General features: G+C 34.5%; 20 protein-coding genes. 6 read left to right on the top strand and 14 right to left on the bottom strand.

Features of this window, described 5'->3' with window-relative positions; all coding sequences use genetic code 11:
* The first annotated feature begins 65 nt into the window (after positions 1 to 65).
* Both AC0L5Q_RS11530 and AC0L5Q_RS11535 read left to right on the top strand, forming a co-directional pair.
* Positions 66 to 1,133 (top strand): tyrosine-type recombinase/integrase, encoded by a 1,068-nt coding sequence (locus AC0L5Q_RS11530; RefSeq protein ID WP_473608184.1) that lies wholly within the window; start codon positions 66 to 68, stop codon positions 1,131 to 1,133.
* Positions 1,134 to 1,180: 47 nt separating this feature from the next.
* Positions 1,181 to 1,627, top strand: a complete 447-nt coding sequence (locus tag AC0L5Q_RS11535; protein ID WP_473608188.1) for a hypothetical protein — start codon at positions 1,181 to 1,183, stop codon at positions 1,625 to 1,627.
* 251 nt (positions 1,628 to 1,878) lie between these two features.
* Here the strand turns inward: AC0L5Q_RS11535 and AC0L5Q_RS11540 are convergent, their stop codons facing one another.
* The 10 genes from AC0L5Q_RS11540 to AC0L5Q_RS11585 all read right to left on the bottom strand — a co-directional run bounded on the left by AC0L5Q_RS11540 (position 1,879) and on the right by AC0L5Q_RS11585 (position 8,404).
* Positions 1,879 to 3,246, bottom strand: a complete 1,368-nt coding sequence (locus AC0L5Q_RS11540; RefSeq protein WP_473608192.1) for a zonular occludens toxin family protein — start codon at positions 3,244 to 3,246, stop codon at positions 1,879 to 1,881.
* Positions 3,246 to 3,662 carry a DUF2523 family protein gene (locus AC0L5Q_RS11545; protein WP_473608195.1) on the bottom strand — a complete coding sequence of 139 codons (417 nt, stop codon included), beginning with the start codon at positions 3,660 to 3,662 and terminating at the stop codon, positions 3,246 to 3,248. Before AC0L5Q_RS11545 ends, AC0L5Q_RS11540 begins: the two co-directional genes overlap by 1 nt.
* Positions 3,659 to 5,278, bottom strand: a complete 1,620-nt coding sequence (locus tag AC0L5Q_RS11550; protein WP_473608198.1) for a hypothetical protein — start codon at positions 5,276 to 5,278, stop codon at positions 3,659 to 3,661. Before AC0L5Q_RS11550 ends, AC0L5Q_RS11545 begins: the two co-directional genes overlap by 4 nt.
* A 138-nt stretch (positions 5,279 to 5,416) precedes the next feature.
* Positions 5,417 to 5,641, bottom strand: coding sequence for a hypothetical protein (locus AC0L5Q_RS11555; RefSeq protein WP_473608203.1), 225 nt, complete (start codon positions 5,639 to 5,641; stop codon positions 5,417 to 5,419).
* A 30-nt stretch (positions 5,642 to 5,671) separates the two neighbouring features.
* Complete coding sequence (locus AC0L5Q_RS11560) at positions 5,672 to 6,031, bottom strand: hypothetical protein (protein ID WP_473608206.1); 360 nt, start codon at positions 6,029 to 6,031, stop codon at positions 5,672 to 5,674.
* Positions 6,028 to 6,228: a hypothetical protein gene (locus tag AC0L5Q_RS11565; protein WP_473608210.1), complete on the bottom strand. Its 201-nt coding sequence runs from the start codon at positions 6,226 to 6,228 to the stop codon at positions 6,028 to 6,030. The genes AC0L5Q_RS11560 and AC0L5Q_RS11565 overlap by 4 nt, the downstream gene beginning before the upstream one ends.
* A gap of 3 nt (positions 6,229 to 6,231) precedes the next feature.
* The gene (locus AC0L5Q_RS11570) at positions 6,232 to 6,561 is read right to left on the bottom strand and encodes a DNA-binding protein (RefSeq protein WP_473608214.1); all 330 of its coding nucleotides are present in this window, start codon (positions 6,559 to 6,561) and stop codon (positions 6,232 to 6,234) included.
* 16 nt (positions 6,562 to 6,577) lie between these two features.
* The gene (locus tag AC0L5Q_RS11575) at positions 6,578 to 7,951 is read right to left on the bottom strand and encodes a replication initiation factor domain-containing protein (protein WP_473608217.1); all 1,374 of its coding nucleotides are present in this window, start codon (positions 7,949 to 7,951) and stop codon (positions 6,578 to 6,580) included.
* Positions 7,941 to 8,144, bottom strand: a complete 204-nt coding sequence (locus tag AC0L5Q_RS11580) for a hypothetical protein (RefSeq protein WP_473608220.1) — start codon at positions 8,142 to 8,144, stop codon at positions 7,941 to 7,943. The genes AC0L5Q_RS11575 and AC0L5Q_RS11580 overlap by 11 nt, the downstream gene beginning before the upstream one ends.
* Before the next feature lie 2 nt (positions 8,145 to 8,146).
* Entirely contained in the window at positions 8,147 to 8,404 is a 258-nt protein-coding gene (locus AC0L5Q_RS11585) for a pyocin activator PrtN family protein (RefSeq protein ID WP_473608224.1), read from the bottom strand.
* Positions 8,405 to 8,473: 69 nt separating this feature from the next.
* Between AC0L5Q_RS11585 and AC0L5Q_RS11590 the strand changes: the two genes are divergently transcribed.
* Together AC0L5Q_RS11590 and AC0L5Q_RS11595 are read left to right on the top strand one after the other, a co-directional pair.
* Positions 8,474 to 9,178, top strand: a complete 705-nt coding sequence (locus AC0L5Q_RS11590) for an XRE family transcriptional regulator (RefSeq protein ID WP_473608227.1) — start codon at positions 8,474 to 8,476, stop codon at positions 9,176 to 9,178.
* 118 nt (positions 9,179 to 9,296) lie between these two features.
* The gene (locus AC0L5Q_RS11595) at positions 9,297 to 10,016 is read left to right on the top strand and encodes a DNA-methyltransferase (RefSeq protein ID WP_473608231.1); all 720 of its coding nucleotides are present in this window, start codon (positions 9,297 to 9,299) and stop codon (positions 10,014 to 10,016) included.
* Here the strand turns inward: AC0L5Q_RS11595 and AC0L5Q_RS11600 are convergent.
* The 3 genes from AC0L5Q_RS11600 to AC0L5Q_RS11610 all read right to left on the bottom strand — a co-directional run bounded on the left by AC0L5Q_RS11600 (position 10,009) and on the right by AC0L5Q_RS11610 (position 12,543).
* The gene (locus AC0L5Q_RS11600; RefSeq protein ID WP_473608235.1) at positions 10,009 to 11,268 is read right to left on the bottom strand and encodes a DUF6575 domain-containing protein; all 1,260 of its coding nucleotides are present in this window, start codon (positions 11,266 to 11,268) and stop codon (positions 10,009 to 10,011) included. The two genes, AC0L5Q_RS11595 and AC0L5Q_RS11600, sit on opposite strands and share 8 nt — an antisense overlap.
* Positions 11,265 to 11,657: a hypothetical protein gene (locus AC0L5Q_RS11605; RefSeq protein ID WP_473608238.1), complete on the bottom strand. Its 393-nt coding sequence runs from the start codon at positions 11,655 to 11,657 to the stop codon at positions 11,265 to 11,267. The genes AC0L5Q_RS11600 and AC0L5Q_RS11605 overlap by 4 nt, the downstream gene beginning before the upstream one ends.
* 463 nt (positions 11,658 to 12,120) lie before the next feature.
* Positions 12,121 to 12,543 carry a rhodanese-like domain-containing protein gene (locus AC0L5Q_RS11610; protein WP_473608243.1) on the bottom strand — a complete coding sequence of 141 codons (423 nt, stop codon included), beginning with the start codon at positions 12,541 to 12,543 and terminating at the stop codon, positions 12,121 to 12,123.
* Positions 12,544 to 12,821: 278 nt separating this feature from the next.
* Between AC0L5Q_RS11610 and AC0L5Q_RS11615 the strand changes: the two genes are divergently transcribed.
* Positions 12,822 to 13,691, top strand: a complete 870-nt coding sequence (locus AC0L5Q_RS11615; protein WP_473608247.1) for a LysR family transcriptional regulator — start codon at positions 12,822 to 12,824, stop codon at positions 13,689 to 13,691.
* Between the two features lie 138 nt (positions 13,692 to 13,829).
* Here the strand turns inward: AC0L5Q_RS11615 and AC0L5Q_RS11620 are convergent, their stop codons facing one another.
* Positions 13,830 to 14,537: a choice-of-anchor E domain-containing protein gene (locus AC0L5Q_RS11620; protein ID WP_473608252.1), complete on the bottom strand. Its 708-nt coding sequence runs from the start codon at positions 14,535 to 14,537 to the stop codon at positions 13,830 to 13,832.
* A 553-nt stretch (positions 14,538 to 15,090) separates the two neighbouring features.
* Between AC0L5Q_RS11620 and zur the strand changes: the two genes are divergently transcribed.
* The gene (zur, locus tag AC0L5Q_RS11625; protein WP_473608256.1) at positions 15,091 to 15,525 is read left to right on the top strand and encodes a zinc uptake transcriptional repressor Zur; all 435 of its coding nucleotides are present in this window, start codon (positions 15,091 to 15,093) and stop codon (positions 15,523 to 15,525) included.
* Positions 15,526 to 15,604 lie beyond the last annotated feature (79 nt).

Raw genomic sequence — 15,604 nt, forward strand, 5'->3', positions numbered from 1 at the left:
CTTCAATTACCCTGAGTTTCAATATACAGTACACCATATGTACACCATAAAAAGTAGGATTAGAGATGGCCTCATTTACAATTACAAAAAGAGCTAAAGTAAACGGCGACTTTAGTTATCGTTGTGCGATTGTAGTTAAAAAAAACAGCGCGATTATACACCGAGAATCAAAAACATTCCGTAAAAAAGAATTAGCGCGTACTTATGGTAAGAGACGTATAGAAGAAATTGAAAATAATGAACTAGGTATTAGAAAAACAGTGTCATTAAGTACGTTACTTGATCTCTATATTGAAGATATTCATTTATGGGATAAAACAGGACGAACAAAACGATACGTTATTCAAATGCTAAGAGATTGTGAAATAGCAAAGATTCAAAGTAACAGACTAAAAACTAGTGATTTAATACAACATTGTAAGTTACGACTGAATGCAGGAGCCAAACCAGCAACAATTTATCATGATGTTTGTTATTTACGTGCAGTTATGAAAAAAGCACAGCCAGTATTTGATATTGATGCTAACGAAATTATATTCAATGAAGCTATACCTACTCTAATTGATATGGGATTAATCGGTAAGAGTGACCGACGAACTAGACGACCTACACTTATAGAACTAGACAAACTTAAAGAAGGTTTAGCGCTTAGACAAAATCAAAAACCTAACGGTAATGTAAGAATCCCATACTTAGACATTTTAGAATTTAGTATATTAACTTGTATGCGTATTGGTGAAGTATGTAAATTAAAATGGGTAGATTTAAACGAAGAACATAAAACAATTATTGTTCGTGATAGAAAAGATCCAAGGAAGAAAGAAGGTAATCATATGATCGCACCTTTGCTTGGTGGTTCATTCGATATAGTAATAAAGCAAAATAAAGCAAATGAATTAATATTTCCGTACAATTCAAGAAGCGTCACCGCTGGATTTCAACGTGTAAGAAATGAATTAGGTATAGAAGATTTAAGGTATCATGATTTAAGGCGAGAAGGTGCAAGTCGTTTATTTGAACAAGGCTACTCCATCGAAGAAGTAGCCCAAGTTACTGGCCACAGAAATTTGAATGTTTTATGGCAAGTTTATACTCAATTATTTCCGCATAAGCTACATTATAAATTTAAATAACAAAAAAGGTTACACTAAAACCTTCACTACCATTAAAAGGATAATAAATGGAAAAATCTACAGAAAAAAATAAAAAATGCATACAAATATTACTAGTAATTAGAAGCGTAACATTTCTAATAGCATCTTCTACATTAGTTATAGCACACCTTGCATGGTGTATACTTTATTTTAAAGACCTAGGTAACCTTACACTTGAAATACCAAAATTCTTAATTTTTATAAATCCAACTTTATATGTACTACTAATAGTATTTATAAATTTAATGTGCCTGTTATTTACTTTCTACGAACTATCTTATTTTCTCCACCTCGCAGACAACAAAATAAAGTCAAAAGTAAAAATGATAGTAGCTGCAGGAATAGTAATAATTTCTGTTTTAGGAGGCTTATTAGCTTACGCATTACCAACGGTAGGTATATTACTTACCCTACTAGCATTGGTTCTATCATATATACTCGATATAAAAATAAAAAAAAGTGAGTCTAAATAAAACCTTTACCCCCGTATTACTAAACGGGGGCCTATTAAAATCAAAGACTTACTAACGCACTTCGTTTGTTCAACAACGTTCTTTAACGACGAAGAGAAATCGTTAAAGCTGCGATTGTTCTCTATTTAATCTTATTAATAGGTATAAAAAAAACGAGCAGACGGTAAACCGCTTGCTCGCTTTCGTTGTCGTTGCTCAGGCTTCGCCCTCCGCCTCAGTGCTCTCGCGCTGGTTTACTTTGACTTTATTATTTAAATCAAACTTACATTAGGTGCAGCAGTCTGTTGAAGCCCATCATCATGTGTTTCAATCTTATTAGGTTCACAAAAAATATAGTTACTTACAGACTCGTACCGAAGCTCTAAGAGACATTCACTTTTATAAAAAATCTTATATCCCATCTTTTTAAAGAAATCAGAATCAACCGTAAATTGTTGCTCACCTGAATACATAGTAAATACATAATCACGCTCTACCCTATTATGGTCATATATAACGGTACTAATGCCATTCACATAAATAGAAGTAACACCGAAATGCTTTATTAAAGAACGGCTAGACGTAAACATAGTCTCAAAACTATCATGACGGAAAGAAATAGGATCACGTTTATCAGGAACTTCTTTACCAGATTTAGCAACTTGCTTTTGACTCTCAGGTACTTTCGATAACGCTTTCTTATCTTTGACCTCTTGAACAGATGAATTTTTAAGAGTCTCTTTAGGAGCGTCAGCGCTTGTTTTATCGAGTATAAAATAAAATAGATAAACAAAAACGGCGAGAACAGCAATAAAGCCGAATATAACAGTACTCGTAAAAGGCGATTGACCAGCGCCAGACTTAGTGCTTTTTCCAGTTGCGGTTGATTTATAAAGTTTAAAGACATCGAGAGGAACCTTTTTATATGAAGTTATATCGTTTTTTCCAACCGTAATACCGTTAGATTTTGGTGAATGCTCTAGTATTCTAGGTCGTCGTTTAAAGTACGGTAACGGCATTGCATCTTTGCTCACATGCGCATAAGCCACTTCGCACACAGAGCGAACAAACGTAGACACCTCTTTAATATCAGGCGTAGCGATTAAAATATCCCAGTTGTAATGACGGTGACGCATAAAACATTCACGTAATGTTCTTGGATAACGTAAATAATCACGTTCATCAAAAAGGGATTCGCCTATATCATCAAGATAGTCTTCAATGTTAATAGAACCTTTTATGGCCCTTTGTTCTTGGTGGTATATCTCTTTAAATTCATTTGGTAAATGCTCATCAAAAGCCCCTTCCTGAACATAATCATAATCTGATGCTTTGAACGATTTATCGTTTGGATAGATGTCTTGTATTTCATCTAAGAAAATTAACGCCCCAATCGGTAACCAATGATAAAAATTACGCATTAACGTCATACCTAAATCATTACCTATTGAGATACGTAATAATCTAGCGGTATTAGGAAAAATCTCATCTAATTCCTTTTGTATAACCTCAAGTGTTTTTATACCTTGTAAATTGGTAACAACAACACGGCCAGCACGTAAAGCCGGTACTATTTCAAACCACATGGCCGTTGATGATTTATAAGAACCTGGAGCACCATGAAATATTTTAGTCGCCATTAGTTAAACCCCGAGTAAACAAGTCGTGTAACCCAAGCTTCAACTACTAAGGTTAATGCTTCAAAAAATCGTAAATCAACGGCCAGTTGTTTCATATCCTGAGGCAATGCAGAAATCGCGCTATTAATAAAAGATGAAATATCTATCATGCTTAAAAAAGTTAACGCGACCTCATGAGAGAACTTCAAAGATTCATACATAGCAAAAAACTGAAGTTTTAAGTAAAACGAAGTCACCCAAACAAAGAAGTTATTTATAAGCTCAGGTATTGTTACAAAGATAAAATTATTAATATCGGCAAGGATATTCGAGACAAACGTAAAGAAGCCTGACAGGCCATCAACTGAGCCGCTTGTAACCTCTTGAGCCAATACAGAAAACGAAAAAAGACAACAAACTACAATGATTAATCTCATACTTTAATCCCCGACAGCACTATCGTTAAAGCCATTAAAGATGCTAAAAAATAAATAATATTAGCGAGTCCGCCAAAATGTTGAGTAATACGCGAAATAGAAATGTCATGTTGCCCCCATTGACCTAAATCAAGATTACGAGACTCATAACCGCTAGAAGAAGCATTAAACGTAAATTTCCCTTTTATAACGTCATGAAAAGTTGAGTTTTCACGTTTAATAAGCTCTTTATAATTACCGACCGCTATATCATTGTTTAAAATCGATTCAGCAGTAAAGAAGCCGTTATAAGCTTCAGAATTAGAAACACTCGAAGAAAAATTATAAGGTGATTTAATATAACCAAAACCGTCATTAATAGAGTCAGCAACCGCTTGCAGATTCAACACAGAGCCATCTTGTCCATTAACACCAACAGCCCCATCTTTACCGTCTACACCATCACGGCCATTTTCAATCGAGCTACTAGATTCACCGCAAATAACTTGTGTTACGTGACTGGTTGATGTTGTTGTATAACAACCTTCTCCATCTGCCCCATCTACACCGTCTTTTCCGTCAACGCCATCAACACCATCTTTTCCATCAACTCCGTCAATTCCATCTGTCCCATCTACACCGTCTGAAGTATCAACGGCCTGTATAGCAACCTCTAACATTGAAATTTGTTGGTCCTGTAACGTGTTATCCTGAGTTAATAAACTTATCTCCTGATTGTTACGAACCACATCATTAACAACCATATTCATGGATTGGTCTAAAAAAGAAAGATCATCAAATAAATCTGAAATGTTATTTTCATTAGACTGCACTTGTTGAAGAACAAGGGGATCAACAACACCATCTTTACCGTCTTTTCCATCTGTGCCATTAATTCCATCGACACCATTTATTCCATCTGTTCCATCAACACCATTGGTTCCATTTGTTCCATCAACACCGTCTTTTCCATTTATTCCATTAGCGCCATTGAGACCATTCAAACCATCAGTCCCATTTACACCATCAGTACCATCAGTACCATTAGTACCGTTTTCTCCATCTTCACCATCGATTCCATCAATACCGTCTTTTCCATCAGCACCATCTTGACCCGCTTGTCCTTGTAACCCCCTATCACCTTTCAAGGTAGATGTTAATATTGCTTCATCAGGTAACTGACTGATATCAGAAATAGACCCCGTATCTTCAAAGCTACCGCAGGAATGGACCCAATTAGCAACATTGGTAAACTCAAATTGACTGACATATCCAGAGGGGCATCCCTGAGAAGCAAAAGCAAGACAAGAATCAGAAGAGTTGCAATCTAAACCACAAACCATACCTATCTCTGAAGACATATAACAATCAGAAGATATATTAAAAGAAGCAGAGAAAACCCTTAAATCTCCATTAGGTCGACGATACGTCGCTTTAACTAAATCTGGATAACTTATTTGAAATTCCCCCGTTAACACATAACCATCTAAGTTATGAAATAAACCTGCACATGATTCAAAATCAGTACAAGTTGCCCCTGTAGGGATTTGAGGTTGAAGACCACTTCTTACACTAAAAGCCGCATAACTAGAAAATGAAGCGGTAAAAAAGATAATAATAAAAATTAATGATTTCATAGGAAAAACCTTAAAAAAAAGGAGGCTTAAAAAGCCCCCTATTTTGATAACAACTATATTACGAGGCTCTAATACCCGATGTGAATCCCTCGAACATTGCGTAATACAACGCACAAGCTAAAAATATAGTTGTCACCATTACTTTTTAAACCAGCCCGTTAAGGCGTTAACACCAAAACCAAGAATTGCTATACCGATAACCGCTAAAATTACCGCTGTTACGTTTGCTGAACCTTCAGTCGAAGCCGTTGCAATTTCAGTTGTATAATCAGCCGCAAAAGCACCACCAGAAACAAGAGCAGTAGTAACTGCTGAGGCAACAAAAGTGCGACCTTTTTTAATCATATTGATAGTTTTTGACATAATAATTTCCCCTTCAGGAATGATTTTAAATTAAGATTTACCGAACCAGCGAACAATACGTCCGCCAAAGTGTGACGTTAAAAAAGCCATAATTAGCGCTAATTCAACTATTGCAAATAACTCTGCATCAAAAGCAAAAAGCTTATTGAGAGTTACTTCCAAATTTCCAGACGAGGCGCTTGCCCCGCCAATTAATGCTTCAAAATCGGGCTTTGTGAGTATTATCATTCCAGTACATTGCTCTACTGAAGTGCTTGTTAATCCCACTGTCCCATCGTTAAGTTCTCTTGCACAAAATGCTGCATTTGCGGTTTGCGAAATAACGAGCAAAAGAAAGATAATGATTAAAAAATACAACGCCCTAAATTGAATTAATTTAAATCCGTTCATGACGTAATACTCAGTAATTTATCTTTAACCCGTACATCATATTCATGGCATATAGGGCAACATGAAAAATCGTTCAAAATAGCCAGAAATTCAGGAAAACCAACCCAGTTACATGAGGTACATTCAAAAGCCACATTGTCTAAAACGCGCTCTGTTATGTTCATTGGTTTGTTATGAATAACGACTATTTGAACCATGCGTTAAGCGACCTTTGATTGTTCTAATACAGATAAAACGGCGTTTCTATCGGTATAGATACTTTGAAAGTTACCTAACTGAACGGGTAGCTCTACAATGGCAAAATGATTGTCGTTAAGTGATTTCATAAAGGCAGAATCTTTTTCTTTTTCTGCTGATATACGAACGTTATTTACAAACGGTCTAACACCGCCGTAACCATCACTTCCGTATGTTTCAATACCTATTTCAGTAAAGTTAGTTGTCTTTTCTTCACCGTTAGCATTTGTATATTTGCGAACGGTAGGTCGAACGCCTAGTAACTTGCCACGTAAAATAATTCCAGTTTCCATTTGATTAACCTCTCATTTAAATTGATTGTGTTTGTTCTAAAAATTGTTGTTCTGTTATGGGTATAAGTAGCCGTTTAGGGAAAGCTTCCTTGCTCAATGGATTTTTGATACCAACTAAAAATTTATCGACTATTTCACTGTCAGACATATCGCATAAATGGCGCATCATGTTGATAGCTTTACGCGTTGAAACAACTTGATTCTCAATGATTTTTTCAACCGTCATAAGTGCTTTTTTAACCACTGTTTTTATGACTGATTGCTCTTCATTTAAAAAATGAAGGGCTGGATAAGCACCTGCTAAAAATTCACTGGGTTTAATCATTGTTTCTAATGGGATCACACGTTGACTTGAATGCAGTTCAAGTTCCCAGCGAACCCATTTATCTTTTGGGTCCCCCATCTGTATGCCTTTTTCATATACACGAAGAAGTTTTCCAGATTCACGACTGCCTACATATAAGGTTCTTCCCTTGTCAGGAACGAATGCAAATTGGCGTTTGTATGTTTGTTTCATGGCTTTGCATAAGTGGCCTGATTCAACATACATGTAAGAAGAAGGACGTCCGCCACAATTAAAAGCGCCTTGTTCAGCTAATCTTTTAGCTGATTTAATAGAACGAGTACCTGAAAAATCGTCATAGGCTAAATCGATACGGGTAATTTTGATTTCTGGAATATGCTGTATTTCTTGATACAGTCTTTGAAAGTCTATGGCTTCACAGCCCGTTCCCATGAATGACACGTAACAGCCGAGGTTTTTACCGCCCCAACAAATAACACCCGCTTGTTCTCCTTCAGCAAATATATTGGCTGAGTAGGTGTAATTAAAACGACCTGATGGATTGTTTTTGATGGTCCACATGTAGTTGTTTTTTGAAAAGACTTTGTTAAGTAAACAAACGAAACGTTCTGACTCTCCACAACACAGTGTGTCGAGCATGTTAACGCCAATGTTCTCTAATAAATTGTTTAATCGGTCACCGTATTTTTTTGAGGTATCGACTTCGAGTTCGCCTTTAAACATTTGGCGCAGTTCGTAACGTGCAGCGACTTCATTTTCTGCTAGTCTAAAACTTTCAGAACTCAGCCCTTTAAATTTACGCTCGTTGTATTCACGCGTAATACCTTCAGCGGTTTCTTTGTAGCTTTCTAGAATGTCGTTATATGCAACATGGTTAAATGTTTCAGCCGCAGCTAAGTCGATGTTCTTTTTTATTTCTAAATTAGACAGTTTACGTAGTAGTGCATTACCTTGAATTTCTTCTATGTCGCTCTTTTTGATGCAAGCGCCAACTTTAGCGAGTTGTTTTATATGGAGAAGTTCTTGCGGTGACCAGGTAAGTGATAACGCATCAACTTTACAAAAAAGTGCTTTTTTATTGTTCATCAAACACCCCTTGTTCATAAAGTTGTTGCCAATTTTCATCTGTTACTTCAATTAAGTTGAAGTCTTCACCGTAGATAGGTTGAAGAAATGAGATTAATGACATTAGATTTGTAAAGTGGTGCACTTGGCCTTTGTGTTGAATACACACATCGCCCCATTGCTCTACTTGAAAATAAATGTCTTTGATTGTCATAGTTAGGCCAAGTTAACTCGTTGCCATTGGTGACTAGCTTCTGCATATTGCTTGTCGATATAATTTGCTAAGTCTTCTACTTTTATAAATACTGGTGAACGCTCTGACTTAATTAGGCTAAAAGTAGGCACGGGGAAATCTTCACCTTTGATTTTTTGTTTAGCTGTTTTAACCGTGATACCAAAGAATTCTTGGCATACATCTTTTAGCTCAATCACAGGAGATTCAAAGCGTGCCAAAAGTGCAAAATTTGTATTCATATGTCACCTATGTGATTATTCAGGGTTAAAGCAATTCAAAGCGATTAGAGTCGACACAAGGTTCGATAAATGGAACCTGTGACAATCATAAATCCATATATGGAACCATGTCAAATGAATTATGGCAAAAAAATAAAAATCCTCCGTGAATCAATGAATAAAACTCAAGCCGAATTTTCAGAAATTACTGGCATATCATTGAGTACATTGAAAAAAATCGAAGGAGGGTTCTCTAACGTTGGTGTTTCAGTAATTGATAAAATAATTACCACACCAACCCTTGAAGAACATGTTTTATGGTTTATGACTGGAAAAGGAAATCTAGAGGTGGAACCAACAAAAAATGTCATAGAAGGCCATATAAAATTACCTTTTTATGAAGTAAAAGCATCAGCTGGTGAAGGATTATTAGTTGAAGCTGAAGAACAAACACACTTAATAAGCTTTGAGCCAAAATGGCTAAATAAAGAAATAGGTGTAAACCCAAATGATGTATTTTTGATGTTAGTTGACGGTGACAGCATGTACCCAACATTAAAGAACGGTGCCATGATAATGGTAAATAAACACTTTAATGGCTTGAATGATGGGATTTATGTAATAAGACATGACAATAATTTACTAGTCAAAAGATTACAGGTCTTACCTAAAGGTATTATAAAGGTGAAATCAGATAACCATATGTACGAGCCTTGGGAAATAAATAAAGAAGACATTAATGGAACAGATATAGAGTTAATTGGCCGAGTTGTTTGGTCAGGTCAAAGAATGTAGGAAGTGCCTAAGTGTTATACAACGGTATTGTTATTATATAAATTCCAATTCATTGCATTGCTAGGATAAAACATGACACAATACACTGTATAAATTAACATAACTTTTAGAGAGTAAAATGGACGCTTCAAAAGAAGATATAATTAATAAAAATATCGAAACGGAATTTGACATAAGTAATAAAGATGCTATTGATTGGTTAAAATCTCAAGATGATAACTCTATAAACCTCTTTATAACCGACCCTCCTTATGAATCTCTAGAAAAGCACAGAAAAATTGGAACTACAACAAGATTAAAAAAAAGTAAATCATCAAGCAACCAATGGTTTGAGATATTTCCAAACTCTAGATTTGAAGAACTTTTCAAAGAAGTCTATCGTGTTTTAGCTAAAAATAGCCACTTCTATCTCTTTTGCGATCAAGAAACAGCATTTATAGCAAAACCAATTGCTGAAAACGCTGGTTTTAAATTTTGGAAACCAATTATTTGGGACAAAATGGCTATTGGGATGGGTTATCATTATAGAGCAAGATATGAATTTATTTTATTTTTTGAAAAAGGAAAGCGTAAGTTAAATGACTTATCGATACCGGACATACTTCAAGAAAAAAGAATTTGGCGTGGTTATCCAACAGAAAAACCGACAAACCTAGCTAAGACATTAATAATACAAAGCTCTGAAGAAGGCGATGTTGTAGCTGATGCTTTTTGTGGAGCGGGATTTGTAGGTTGTGCTTCAGCCGAATTAAAACGAAATTTTAAAGGTAACGATTTAAGTGCTAAAGCTGTTGAAATAACTAACCAAAGATTAAATAAAATTAAAAATCCTATTTAAACTCCTTAAAGTTTCTAACCCAAGACTTTAAGGTTTGAGCTCTTCTTTTAGCTGTTCCTTCACTCAAACCATTACAAAATTGAATAAGGAAATCAGTGGCTGATTCCCCATTTATATCTAACAAGTCTTTAACTCCCTGATTAAGCATCCAAATACTTCCACACTCTGTATGCATAAATTGGGTTTTGATTATACTTACAAAATCCTTATTTGACGAACTTACAGCATCTAAACCAAGTGGTGTTAACTTTGAATAATCATGCACTAAAGCAAGTAACTCACATGCATCTCGATAATAACTGACTTGTCTTTGATGGACTCCGAGATCGCTAGCAGTAACAAAACCTTTATTCTTTGTTAAAGTTAAAAAAAGCCTGAGAGTTTCAAAATTATCAGCTTGAGGCACCATGCTACTATCTAGATAAGTACCAAGCCTATCATCAACAATATCAATGAGCTCATATACATATGCCTCAGTTAATTCAATAATAATGTCTGTAGATTCTTCATCAATTAATTGAATAGTTAATCTATGCGAGAGAACCTCGTCAAACAATCTTTTTACTAACCTTAAATCAAGCTCTTTTTCATCAATAGCATGAATGAAATCATCTTTATTGGAAAGCCTATTTAGTATCTCATGAACCTCTTCTTTATCAGTATCTTTATTTTGAACCTCAACACGGTATATAAAAGAACCTGGGATAGCATCGTGTAGCAATATTTTTGAAGGAATATCATGTTTTTTCCAAACATTTTTACAAAAATAACCAAAACTATCATTTGCCCCGTTAAGAATAGACGAATCAATTGCTTTACTATTTGGCTTATTAATTCTTATTTTATGAGTATGCTTTCGTCTATTATCATAATTAATATTTTCATGTATAAAAACATCCAGATTCGGCCACTGATAAGGTAAATCTTTCACTAAACATAAAGATTCTTTTGCTGGAGAGTCATCAAATGGCTCCATATACAAAATCGCTTTATAATTTTTATTTTGAATAAGTGCGCTGACAATTGGAATATCTTTATTTTCCAATTTCCTTACTTTTTCTTCAGAAATAGGGGCAAAAATCCACAATTCATTACTTTCATCAACACCTAAGTCATAACAAAAGAATAATTGATCATTCTCATTATATGCAGTAAAAATTAAAGGCTGTTCATAGAAACTATATACATTGTGATAGTACAAATCTCCATAAATTGAAGACGTTTTGAAAAGTAAATCAGATTTCTTACTCATAATACTTCAAACCCATCAGGGAAAACATTTTGATAAAACCAAACAGTAACATGAGTTTTAGAGTCTTTTTCTCCAACTCCCATATCTCTAGTTATAGCTCCTTTAGCCACTTTTTTCGAACCAAATTTATTTGGATTACCTTTAATAACACTAACCAGTTTAGATTTATCCAAAGAAAATGAAGTGCCGTAATAACCCGCGGAATCTCTAAATTTAGACTGTTTGATCATATGAGATTGTAAAGGGTCTTTATTGCTAGGCACGAAATCATCTCTTAAAGGAGGATTATTTCCTACCATTCTATAAAGTTCTATATTTATAGGTGCCGCTTTTTCACTAGGAACTTGAATATGAGTAGGGTAATCACTGGGGAATTTTTTATTTACCACTTAATATCTTCCATGACAATTTTACTTCTTTGATAACCGCGATTCTAATGAAAAAATGTCCAAATTTCAATAAAATGATTAAATAGTATAAAGTTTAAACAATTAAAGCTTGACTCAGCAGGTAAAAAATAGAGGAAGTACGCCTATTGTACACCTAGCAGTGCATCAAGCCTTTGTTTTCAAATAAGTCAGTCCAATCGAGCATGGGTGCAACGGAAAGTTTATGAGAAATCATAAAGCATTAAAACCTTTCAAATACGCAATAAGTTAGTTATTAGTGATAACTGCTAAAATTTGCGCGAATTATACGGGGTTTATATACGCCACACAAAATAAATGAAAATTTAATACACATTTATTCATTTGTACTTTACTCATTTAGTTCAGCTGTTAGTGATTGACTCTTCATCCTGTTAAAAACTTACGATCTAAAGTAATAACTTAAATCAATATTTTAGAAAAATCACACTTGGGCATTAGCTTGATATCTATTTACTGGGTAACGTTCAAAATCTTCCCAGTAATGTATGCCGCCAATCATCTCCTTAACAGCAAAGCCTAGAGCAGATATTTTTTTAGCCGCTTTTGTTGCTCCGTTACAACCAGGTCCCCAGCAATAAACAACAAATATCGTATTTTTAGGATACTTCGCGAAAGATTCAGCTGTTATCTGTGCATGAGGCATACTGATGGCTGTAATAGCATGGCTTTTATCAAAAGCTTCTTTAGAACGCACATCAAGTAATAAATAGTCATTAGCGCCTGCTTTTATATCTGCGTACACATCAGAGCAATCAGTTTCAAAACTTAATTTGTTAGAAAAAAATGTATTAGCAACTTTGCTATTCGCGGGTGAAAATTCAAGCACATTAGATGATGAAGGCATAATTAATTTCCTTTATTTGTTACTTTAATAGGCGATTTAAAATCGTAAGTGGTTTTCGATATATACACGTAATCATTCAAGATGCGGGTTTCAGTGGGAACTTGATTGGTTACGGCTATAAAGTAAAACGATTCACAAAACTTCGCTATTCATAAAATATGAAGTGAGTATTCATGATTTATGAATGCTATTAAAAGTCTATTTTAGGTATAGTGCAAAGGTTAAAAAACAAGTTAATAGTTTAACTTTCTCGCTTTTATTAATACGAAGAGACATGCATGGAATTTTATCATTTACGCTCATTTGTTGTTGTTGCAAAAACAGGTAATCTTACCGCCGCAGCTAAACAGTTATGTACAACACCGCCAGCAATTAGTGCTCATATTAAAAGTCTTGAAGAAGAATTAAAAACACCTTTATTTGATCGTTCAAGTAAAGGTATGGCCCTTACCGAGAAAGGTAAACTACTATTACCTAAAGCTGAAAAAACTTTAAATTCGGCTATTGATATGGTTAATTTAGCGGTAGAAAATCAAAGTGAAATAATAGGCGAATTTAAACTCTCGATTAATCAATCACCTAATCTGCTCAATTTACCCCTTTTATTAGAAAACATAACGGAAAACTGCCAAGGCATTCATTTAAATATTGAAACGCTTTCTAGCGGAGCTGCTTTATCCGCATTGCAAAGCAATATCATTGACGGTGCATATATTTATGGTGAAGTTCCTAATGAGCTATTTGCATTGCCTATCAAACAGCAAAATATTACAACTATTGCTCCGGCTACCACGCTTTTAACTCATGAAAGCTTGATCACTGATTTAGCACAAGCCCCTTGGATAACGATGGGAAAATACTGTCCCTTTGATGACAAATTAAAATCTACACTAAAACAGTTTACTACCGCAAATATAAATACAAGTAGCGACGAAACAAGATTACAACTAGTAAAAGCAGGTTATGGTCTGAGCTTTTTAGAATACGATGAAGCACAAGAAGCTGAAAGGTTACAATACGTAAAACGACTCCCGCAATTAGATTTTGAGATCCCGTTATTTTTTGCGATTAATAAAAACAGATCAGATGAACCCGTTATTAAAGCTGTATTACAAGAAATAAAAATACTTTGGAATATTAAACTGTAAACACTGACAACAATAAACAACATACTTCCCAGCGAGTGTCAGAATATTTTACACAATAAAAAAGCACCATAAATATGGTGCTTTTATTAGAGATATTTATTTAAAATTAAATAAACATTAATTTATTAACATAATAAATTAAGCAGATTTTTTAGCTTTACGGCTTAAAGCAAAACCAGCAAGACCTAAACCAAAAATAGCTAAAGAACCAGTTTCTGGAACAGAAGTTGTTACTTTATCAGTGAAGTTATATGTAACATTTAAAATAGCAGAAGCCGAAGTATTAACGTTAACATCAACATTACCGCCACCACCAGCTACAGCATAACCACCGAAAGTACCTAAACCTACTGTAGAAACAGTACCAGCACCGATAAAGTTTAAGAAATCAGCATTTGAAGCGTCGATAGTAATGTTCATCATATCAGAACCAGTTAAACCTAAACCGGCATACTCATCTGCACCACCAGCTCCTGGGATATCTGTATCACCTGAATCATCAGCAGCTAAAGCTTGAAACCCTGTATCAGCTGATAAAGCAATGTTAAGTGCGCCTAAGCCTAAAAATGAACCAATAGTATCAACAGATACAGTACCACGTGCTGTAGTTGCTGAAACATTGTCATTATCTAAAATCATGTCTGATAACATAGCTGCAGAAAAAGAGATATCTACGGTATTAAGTGTACCCATGCTGCTGTCGAATTGTGATACTGTTAATGTATCAAACCAATCGGTAGTTGAAGAAATGTGGTTATCTGAATAAGAAATTACACCAGCTTGTGCTAATGGAGATAATGCGACAACAGCAACAGCCGATAATAATTTTTTCTTAAAATTTTTCATTTTTATTCCTTTCGTTTTAATAAAAGCTGTTCTTATTATGAACAGCCATACTGAATTAATTTAGTTTGTTCGACTCGTTACTCAAACAACACACAAAGAGTTAACAAAATGTTAATACAACTAACATTTCCGAACACAAACGCAGTCAGCAAGCTAAATGCCAACTTTATAACACATTGAATTAAAACAAATAAAACAACTTGTTAATATAATGTTAAATAAACCTGTAAATTTTAATGACACAAAAACCTTTAAGAAACAACATATTGAATACATTATTTAATATATACGATCACCATCCTCATTAATATTAACAAATATTTAACATAATTCTAGCGACATAGCTGCAACAATTCCTCCTGATCGCTTTTTGATAAATATTTACCTAGCAATTCTATTGAAAACATCGAAATTTCGATGTTCATTTATTAAAAATTCATACATTTTGTATGACTAAGGTTATAAATTGAATTGCAATAGTGGCGAATTCATCTAGACGCATAGGATCACTATGATAAACTTGAAGAGTCATTTACCCTGAATAATGAAAAATATGCTTACTGAAAAACTATTAGAACAAGCGAAACACGTTTGCCAAACTCGTGGAGCTAGATTTACCCCAGCGCGTGAACAAGTATTTAAAATTCTTGCTCAACATGATGGCGCAATAGGTGCTTATGATTTATTAGATCAATTAAAGAAAGTTGACGCTTCAGCTAAACCCGCCACTATATATAGAGCATTAGATTTTTTGGGTAAACAAGGCTTTGTTCATAAAATTGAATCTATTAATTCATTTGTTATGTGTCATCACTTCAGTGAATGTAGTCACCCAGTTCAGTTACTTATTTGTGACATTTGTGGATACGTTGAAGAAATTCAATCAAATGACTTAGACTCGTCACTAAGAATAATGGCCGATACGCATGGATTTTCAATTAGCCATCAAATTGTTGAAGCACACGGTACCTGTAAAAATTGTCAATAATGGCTCCCAATTAATCACTTTGTAACTCCAATTTGACAATTGATCTGCTATTAATCTTATCTTTATGTATTCTTATCGC

The sequence above is a fragment of the Pseudocolwellia sp. G5-9 genome (assembly GCF_055808995.1).

Excerpts from the sequence above, each read along its gene's own strand:
- AC0L5Q_RS11595 (WP_473608231.1), top strand. The coding sequence starts at position 9,297 with ATGGACGCTTCAAAAGAAGATATAATTAATAAAAATATCGAAACGGAA.
- zur (WP_473608256.1), top strand. The coding sequence starts at position 15,091 with ATGCTTACTGAAAAACTATTAGAACAAGCGAAACACGTTTGCCAAACT.
- AC0L5Q_RS11600 (WP_473608235.1), bottom strand. The coding sequence starts at position 11,268 with ATGAGTAAGAAATCTGATTTACTTTTCAAAACGTCTTCAATTTATGGA.
- AC0L5Q_RS11530 (WP_473608184.1), top strand. The coding sequence starts at position 66 with ATGGCCTCATTTACAATTACAAAAAGAGCTAAAGTAAACGGCGACTTT.
- AC0L5Q_RS11620 (WP_473608252.1), bottom strand. The coding sequence starts at position 14,537 with ATGAAAAATTTTAAGAAAAAATTATTATCGGCTGTTGCTGTTGTCGCA.
- AC0L5Q_RS11610 (WP_473608243.1), bottom strand. The coding sequence starts at position 12,543 with ATGCCTTCATCATCTAATGTGCTTGAATTTTCACCCGCGAATAGCAAA.
- AC0L5Q_RS11555 (WP_473608203.1), bottom strand. The coding sequence starts at position 5,641 with ATGTCAAAAACTATCAATATGATTAAAAAAGGTCGCACTTTTGTTGCC.
- AC0L5Q_RS11615 (WP_473608247.1), top strand. The coding sequence starts at position 12,822 with ATGGAATTTTATCATTTACGCTCATTTGTTGTTGTTGCAAAAACAGGT.
- AC0L5Q_RS11585 (WP_473608224.1), bottom strand. The coding sequence starts at position 8,404 with ATGAATACAAATTTTGCACTTTTGGCACGCTTTGAATCTCCTGTGATT.
- AC0L5Q_RS11575 (WP_473608217.1), bottom strand. The coding sequence starts at position 7,951 with ATGAACAATAAAAAAGCACTTTTTTGTAAAGTTGATGCGTTATCACTT.
- AC0L5Q_RS11535 (WP_473608188.1), top strand. The coding sequence starts at position 1,181 with ATGGAAAAATCTACAGAAAAAAATAAAAAATGCATACAAATATTACTA.
- AC0L5Q_RS11560 (WP_473608206.1), bottom strand. The coding sequence starts at position 6,031 with ATGAACGGATTTAAATTAATTCAATTTAGGGCGTTGTATTTTTTAATC.
- AC0L5Q_RS11590 (WP_473608227.1), top strand. The coding sequence starts at position 8,474 with ATGGAACCTGTGACAATCATAAATCCATATATGGAACCATGTCAAATG.
- AC0L5Q_RS11545 (WP_473608195.1), bottom strand. The coding sequence starts at position 3,662 with ATGAGATTAATCATTGTAGTTTGTTGTCTTTTTTCGTTTTCTGTATTG.
- AC0L5Q_RS11540 (WP_473608192.1), bottom strand. The coding sequence starts at position 3,246 with ATGGCGACTAAAATATTTCATGGTGCTCCAGGTTCTTATAAATCATCA.
- AC0L5Q_RS11565 (WP_473608210.1), bottom strand. The coding sequence starts at position 6,228 with ATGGTTCAAATAGTCGTTATTCATAACAAACCAATGAACATAACAGAG.
- AC0L5Q_RS11570 (WP_473608214.1), bottom strand. The coding sequence starts at position 6,561 with ATGGAAACTGGAATTATTTTACGTGGCAAGTTACTAGGCGTTCGACCT.
- AC0L5Q_RS11580 (WP_473608220.1), bottom strand. The coding sequence starts at position 8,144 with ATGACAATCAAAGACATTTATTTTCAAGTAGAGCAATGGGGCGATGTG.
- AC0L5Q_RS11550 (WP_473608198.1), bottom strand. The coding sequence starts at position 5,278 with ATGAAATCATTAATTTTTATTATTATCTTTTTTACCGCTTCATTTTCT.